General features: G+C 44.5%; 6 protein-coding genes. 1 reads left to right on the forward strand and 5 read right to left on the reverse strand.

Translation table 11 applies throughout. The annotated features are described in order from the left end of the window. The 5 genes from radA to AC6CHU_RS20475 form a co-directional block, all read right to left on the reverse strand. The gene (radA, locus tag AC6CHU_RS20455; RefSeq protein WP_159869645.1) at nt 1-1,380 is read right to left on the reverse strand and encodes a DNA repair protein RadA; all 1,380 of its coding nucleotides are present in this window, start codon (nt 1,378-1,380) and stop codon (nt 1-3) included. Nucleotides 1,381-1,695: 315 nt separating this feature from the next. Further along, complete coding sequence (clpC, locus tag AC6CHU_RS20460) at nt 1,696-4,146, reverse strand: ATP-dependent protease ATP-binding subunit ClpC (protein ID WP_159869642.1); 2,451 nt, start codon at nt 4,144-4,146, stop codon at nt 1,696-1,698. 4 nt (nt 4,147-4,150) lie between these two features. After that, complete coding sequence (gene mcsB / locus AC6CHU_RS20465; protein WP_159869639.1) at nt 4,151-5,230, reverse strand: protein-arginine kinase McsB; 1,080 nt, start codon at nt 5,228-5,230, stop codon at nt 4,151-4,153. A gap of 2 nt (nt 5,231-5,232) precedes the next feature. Beyond that, complete coding sequence (gene mcsA / locus AC6CHU_RS20470) at nt 5,233-5,781, reverse strand: protein-arginine kinase activator protein McsA (protein WP_159869636.1); 549 nt, start codon at nt 5,779-5,781, stop codon at nt 5,233-5,235. 23 nt (nt 5,782-5,804) lie between these two features. Next, nucleotides 5,805-6,266: a CtsR family transcriptional regulator gene (locus AC6CHU_RS20475; protein WP_498122666.1), complete on the reverse strand. Its 462-nt coding sequence runs from the start codon at nt 6,264-6,266 to the stop codon at nt 5,805-5,807. 191 nt (nt 6,267-6,457) lie between these two features. Here AC6CHU_RS20475 and AC6CHU_RS20480 point away from each other — a divergent pair, with 191 nt between their 5' ends. Continuing rightward, complete coding sequence (locus AC6CHU_RS20480) at nt 6,458-6,589, forward strand: hypothetical protein (RefSeq protein WP_285870831.1); 132 nt, start codon at nt 6,458-6,460, stop codon at nt 6,587-6,589. Nucleotides 6,590-7,300 lie beyond the last annotated feature (711 nt).

A 7,300-nucleotide genomic window follows, 5' to 3' on the forward strand; every position in this document is an offset into this window, starting at 1 on the left:
TTATCCCCCTAACGCAGCCTTTAGCGCTTCACCAACAGAGCTTACTCCGATCAGCTCAATTCCTCCCGGTGCGCTCCAGCCGCCTAGATTGTTCGCCGGCAGGATGACCCGTTCAAAGCCCAGCTTGGCAGCCTCCTGCACTCTTTGCTCGATTCTTGAAACCCTCCTGACTTCTCCTGTGAGTCCAACTTCCCCGATAATGCAGTCTGTTGCTTTTGTCGGCTTATCCCGAAAGCTCGACGCAATGCTGACTGCAATGGCCAAATCAATTGCCGGCTCATCCAGCTTTACTCCACCAGCGACTTTTAGGTAGGCATCCTGATTTTGCAGAAGCATCCCCACCCGTTTTTCCAAAACGGCCATAAGGAGCGGAACCCGGTTATGATCAATTCCCGTTGCCATCCGTCTTGGATTTCCAAAGCTGGTCGGAGAAATGAGCGCCTGGATTTCAACCAGAACAGGCCTTGTCCCTTCCATAGAAGCAACGACAGTTGACCCGGCTGCTCCCTGTGACCGCTCTTCCAGGAAAATTTCCGATGGATTGGCTACTTCCTCAAGACCCAGCTCCTTCATTTCAAAAATGCCCATCTCGTTAGTTGACCCGAATCTGTTTTTGACAGCACGTAAAATCCGGTATGTATGATGGCGTTCACCTTCAAAGTATAAAACCGTATCTACCATATGTTCCAGGAGCCTCGGACCCGCAATGGAGCCCTCCTTTGTAACATGCCCTACGATAAAAATAGCGATTCCCTTCGTTTTGCCGATGCGCATCAGTTCAGCCGTACATTCCCGAACCTGGGAAACACTCCCCGGTGCCGACGTCACTTCCGGATGGAAGATCGTCTGGATGGAGTCGATAATAACAAAGTCAGGGTTGACGGTTTCAATCGTTCTGCTGATCTCTTCAAGGCTGGTTTCCGAATAAACAAGCAGACTTTCTGAAGAGACACCTAAGCGGTCAGCCCGCAGCTTTGTCTGGCGCATCGATTCTTCCCCTGATATATAGAGCACCGAATGCTTTTTATTCGCAAGCTGTGAGGACACTTGAAGAAGGAGTGTTGATTTCCCGATGCCCGGATCTCCTCCGATAAGAACAAGGGAGCCTCTCACAATACCGCCCCCGAGGACACGGTTTAGTTCTTTTAAATCGGTATGTATGCGGGGTTCGCTGACTGTTTCAATGGATGTAATCGGAGTAGCTTTTGCCGCTATGGCCGTACCCTGTGAATGTGCAAAAGCGCCTCTTCTCGTTGAAGCAGGCTTTTCCACCTCTTCCACCATCGAATTCCATTGCCCGCACCCCGGACATTTGCCCATCCATTTTGCTGATTCATAGCCGCATTCCTGGCACATGAATTTCGTTTTTCTTTTAGCCATACTTCTTCCCCTCTCTTACATTCATACCAGCCGCGGTAAAGGAACATCTTATGATTACCGGCCTTGCATGGAAGAACCAGTGATGAAAGAAGTACGTTTACTTCCTATTCCCTTTTCCAACGGGTCTTAAAAATGTTTTTGTCCAGATATCTTTTTTCTCTCTTAAAATTAACATAAAACGGCAGAATAAACCTCTTATAAGACTGCAGCTAAATATAGTCTGAAAGAGTACAAAAAGGTACACGTATAACAGGAACGTGTACCTTTTTGCTGTGTAAAATCACCTGATGCTTTCATTATGGTTCGGGAAAAACCTTATTTTTGAAGGTTTGCTGTTCTGCTTGGCTCTGCGGTTCTCACCACAAATTCTCCATCCACCACATCAATGACCACGTTTTGCCCGGTTAGGACTGTTCCTCTTAACAGCTCTTCAGATAAGCGGTCTTCAATATGCTTTTGAATGGCCCGGCGGAGCGGACGTGCTCCGTACTCGGGATCATAGCCCTCAACTGAGATTTTTTCTTTGGCTGCATCTGTCAATTCCAGTGTAATATCCTGTTCCTTCAGACGTTTCGTTAAGGTATCAGACATAAGCGAAACGATTTCCTGAAGATGCTTTTTCTCTAATGCATGGAACACGATAATTTCATCGATACGGTTCAGGAATTCCGGACGGAAGGACTTCTTCATCTCTTCCATTACCTTTCCTTTCATATCTTTGTAATCCTGTTCTCCATCCTGGATGTTAAAGCCGACATATTTGTTCCGCTTAAGTGCTTCAGCGCCTACATTGGATGTCATAATCAGAACCGTATTGCGGAAATCGACTGTTCTTCCCTTAGAGTCTGTTAATCTTCCGTCTTCCAATACCTGTAAGAGAATATTGAATACATCAGGATGAGCCTTTTCAATTTCATCGAGAAGCACAACAGAATATGGTTTTCTGCGGACTTTTTCGGTTAATTGTCCGCCTTCTTCATACCCTACATAACCTGGAGGTGAACCGACCAGACGGGATGTAGAGTGCTTCTCCATGTATTCTGACATATCGATGCGGATCATTGCATCCTCGTCACCGAACATCGCTTCTGCAAGGGCACGGGCGAGCTCTGTTTTACCTACTCCTGTCGGCCCAAGGAAGACAAATGAGCCAATCGGGCGCTTTGGATCTTTAAGGCCAGCACGGGCACGGCGGACAGCCTTCGAAATGGCCTTAACGGCTTCTTCCTGCCCGATTACACGGGAGTGAAGAATTTCTTCCAGATTAAGAAGCTTTTCAGTTTCAGTCTGGGCAAGCTTCGAAACAGGAATTCCAGTCCAGCTGGCAACCACATTGGCAATGTCTTCAACGGTCACTTCACTGTTTTCCTTGCCCTGCTTTTCTTTCCACGATTTCTTCGTTTCTTCCAGCTGTTCACGCAGGCGCTGCTCTGTATCTCTCAATGAAGCCGCTTTTTCGAATTCCTGGCTTTGAACGGCAGCATCTTTCTCTTTTCTTACATCCTCGAGCTTAACCTCCAGCTCTTTCAGATTTGGAGGCGTAGTATAAGAGCGCAGTCTTACCTTTGAACCCGCTTCATCAATTAAATCAATCGCCTTATCCGGAAGGAAGCGGTCTGAAATGTAGCGGTCTGACAGCTTTACGGCTGCTTCAATCGCTGCGTCTGTAATGGTTACGCGGTGATGAGCCTCGTAACGGTCCCGCAGACCCTCAAGAATTTGAACAGATTCTTCTGCTGTCGGCTCATCAACTGTAATAGGCTGGAACCTTCTTTCAAGTGCCGCATCCTTCTCGATGTATTTTCTATATTCATCAAGAGTAGTGGCACCGATACACTGAAGCTCTCCGCGGGCAAGAGATGGCTTTAGAATGTTGGAAGCATCAATCGCACCTTCTGCTCCTCCTGCACCGATTAATGTATGAAGCTCGTCAATGAATAAAATGATGTTTCCTGCCTGCCTGATTTCATCCATTACCTTCTTCAGGCGATCTTCAAATTCACCGCGGTACTTCGTTCCGGCAACCACTGTACCCATATCAAGCGTCATTACCCTTTTATCGCGAAGAGTCTCCGGCACTTCATTGTTAATGATCTGCTGTGCCAAGCCTTCTGCTATGGCTGTTTTACCTACCCCTGGCTCACCAATCAGAACCGGGTTGTTTTTCGTCCTGCGGCTTAATACTTCAATCACACGCTGGATTTCTTTGCTTCGTCCTATTACCGGATCAAGGCTTCCTTCTCTGGCAATAGCAGTCAGGTCGCGTGCTAATCCATCCAGTGTCGGTGTGTTCGCATTTGCCGCTGCTCCTCCCTGATGGCTGCCGGACTCATTGCTGCCTAACAGCTGCAGCACCTGCTGGCGCGCTTTATTGAGGCTGACTCCAAGGTTATTCAGAACCCTAGCAGCAACGCCTTCACCCTCACGGATCAGGCCAAGCAGGATATGCTCTGTTCCTACATAGGAATGGCCAAGCTTCCTTGCTTCGTCCATGGAAAGTTCAATCACTTTCTTGGCACGCGGTGTATAGTGAATGGTCTGGGAAGCATCCTGCCCCCTGCCGATTAAATTCTCAACCTCTTTTTGGATCTTATCAGAGCCGAGGCCCAATGCATACAGAGCTTTAGCCGCAATTCCTTCACCTTCGCGTACAAGCCCAAGCAGAATATGCTCTGTTCCGATGTTATTATGTCCTAAACGGATTGCTTCCTCCTGTGCTAAAGCCAATACCTTTTGAGCTCTTTCCGTAAATCGTCCGAACATCATAATTTCATCCTCCCAACTCTTGATCTTCCATTTTTAATCTTTCCCTGATTAGTGAAGCTCTGCGGATATCGCGTTCATGCGGTCTGAGCGGCCCGCCTGCATATTGCTGCAGGAAGCCTGGCTGTGTCAGAATCATCAGCTCATTTAATATATTTTTTGATATGTTTTGAATGTACTTCATATCAATCCCCAGGCGAACATCAGACAGGCATTGTGCTGCTTCCTTTGATTCAATGATTCGGCTGTTTGATAAAATGCCATAAGAGCGGAAGACTCTATCTTCTAATTGTATGTTAGAAGTCTTTGCTAATGCTTCCCTTGCCGATCTTTCCTGAGAAATCAGCTGACTGACAACGCTTTTCAGATCCTCGGCGATATCCTCTTCTGACTTTCCGAGAGTAATCTGATTGGACACCTGAAAGATGTTACCTAAAGCTTCGCTGCCTTCCCCGTAAATTCCTCTAACAACTAAACCTAACTGGTTAATTGCCGGAATAATCCGGTTCATTTGCTGTGTGAGAACGAGGCCAGGCAAATGCATCATAACCGATGCCCTGAGCCCTGTTCCTACATTTGTAGGGCAGCTTGTTAAAAAGCCAATATCTTCATTAAATGCATAATCGGCTTCTTCCTCCAGCCAATCATCTATTTCATTCGCCATATTTAAGGCTTCAGAGAGCTGAAACCCCGGAAACAGACATTGAATCCTTATATGGTCTTCTTCATTAATCATGATGCTGACTTCTTCATTCTCAGAAAGAAGGCAGGCACCATGAGTTGAATTCTCAGCAAGATGGGGGCTGATCAGATGCTTTTCCATCAGCACTCTTTTTTGAAGAGGCTGAAGATTATCCATTAATAAAAGCTCCATTTCCCCAAGTTTTGAAAAAGGAGAATGCTCCACCCTAGCCTTTATTTTTTTAATGATTGCTTCTGCTTCTTCATTAGAAAATAAAGTAGGGAATTTATATTGCTTTATATTGCGGGCGAGTCTGATTCTTGAACTTAACACAATATCGGAATCAGGTCCTTCAGCACTCATCCAGGAGCTGATAGCTTGATTGATAAAACGTTCCAGCGACAAGCTTACTCCCCTCCCTTTTGATCGGCATTGAGCTGTTTTTCCAGCTTTCTAATTTCGTCTCTCAATTCTGCCGCTCTCTCAAACTCTTCTTTGGAAATCATTTCTTTTATGAGATTTTTTAAATCCTCAATATTCCTGCGCAAATGAATGGTTCCCCCAATTCGTGCAGGAATTTTCCCGCTGTGTGAGGCATTTCCGCTGTGCAGCCTTCTAAGAATGGGATTCAGCTGATCTTTAAAAGTCTCATAGCAGCTGGCACATCCAAAACGGCCAACTTTTTTAAATTGCTGAAAGGTTAGGGAGCATTGCTCACACTGCAGAACCTTCTCCTGCTGAAAAGGATCCTGGCCCGATCCCTGAAAGGCAGGCTGAATATTCAAAAGGCCAGCAAGCAAATTATTTATTGAAAAACCGGACCCGCTGCCCAGCATAAACATTTCACCTTTTTCCTGCGCACATTTCTCGCAAAGATGAAACTCTGCTTTCTCGCCATTTACAACCTTTGTAAAGTGCAGCGTGGCCGGCCTTTGATTACATTCCTGACAAATCATGACTTCACCTCTCCAGCTCACTACTATTTATATTTTAAAGTGGTTAACATTGCCTTAAGCATTCTTGCCCTCAGCTCATCCCTGAATGGAAGGTCTATATATAGGACAGAACGGTCTATAACACTAAGCATTATTTTGGCTTCCCTGTTTGTTATAATCTCTTCTTCTACCAGACGGTAGATAACATTCTCTGCACTGCTCTGGGCAATTCTGCTCTGCACCAAAGATATTAACTGGTCAATCAAATCAGCATGGTCATAGGATTGGACTTTCATAATCCGGATGAAGCCCCCGCCTCCCCGCTTACTTTCTACTGCATATCCTTTTTCAATCGTAAAACGGGTGTTGATCACATAATTGATCTGAGAAGGAACACATTGGAATCTGTCAGCAATTTCGCTTCTTTTAATTTCCACGATTTCCCTTTCGCTTTTCTCCAAAACCTGTTTGAGATAATTTTCAATTATGTCGGATATATTCCTCACCAGGCCTCCCCCTATCTGACTTTGACTATATTTGACATTAATTATACATGATTTATGTAATTTCTTGCAATTGGCGGGTACTAATAATTTTCCCCCATTTTTTGACTTCCCAAACCTGAAAATGGAAGTTAATGTCGATAACAATATATTTTTGATTAGGCGGGTTTGTGCTTGGATGGGAGAAGTTTTTTATGGAGGGGTGGATTATGCTGGTCGGAGCTTTCTGCACGTGCGCAGTTTTTGGATTTTCTGAAGCGGGGTTTGCTGGGGAATTTATCTGGCAGGTTTGGGGATTTATCTTACATGACTGTGAATTTATCTAACAAGATTTTGGATTTATCGAGCAGGTTTTGGAGTTTATCTCGTATTTGGGGAGGTTATCTTTAAAGAGAACGGATTTGAATTTTAAAATATATGAAGAAATAAGGTGTGGGCACATATATTTTGGTTCTGGCACCTATATGTCTGAAAGCTGCGCTTAAAATGAAAAAGCTGCAGATATACTGCGCAAAGTGGCACATATAGGTGTAATTCCTTTTAAACTGCAGTCCAAATTTATTTTTCTGATCGCAAAATCTTTCAAACATACAAAAATAGGGCACCCATCAGGTTCTTTTTTGAGTAGGTTATCCTTTTTTGGTGGGTGAACCTCTGAATAAGCCTGTAATAGTCGAGGTTATATGAAGGAGAGAGGTTTTAATCAGTGTTATTTTATTGGTTTCGGCTTCAGATGGTATCTAGCATGTTCTGGGTTTTATCTAACATAAATTTGAATTTATCTAGCACACTTTGAAGTTTATCTAACATTTAGCACTATTTATCTTTAGAGAGAACAGCTTTGAATTTTAAACCAGACGGAGAATAAGGTGTGGCACATAAAAGTTTGTTCTGGCACCTATATGTCTGAAAGCGGCACATTTGCTGCGCAAAGTGGCACATATAGGTATAATTCCTTTTAAACTAAAGCCCAAATTTTTTTCTGATCGCTCCTTCATACACACAAAAAAGAGCACCCATCAGGTGCTCTTTCATTT

Source organism: Cytobacillus sp. GQ23 (assembly GCF_059758675.1).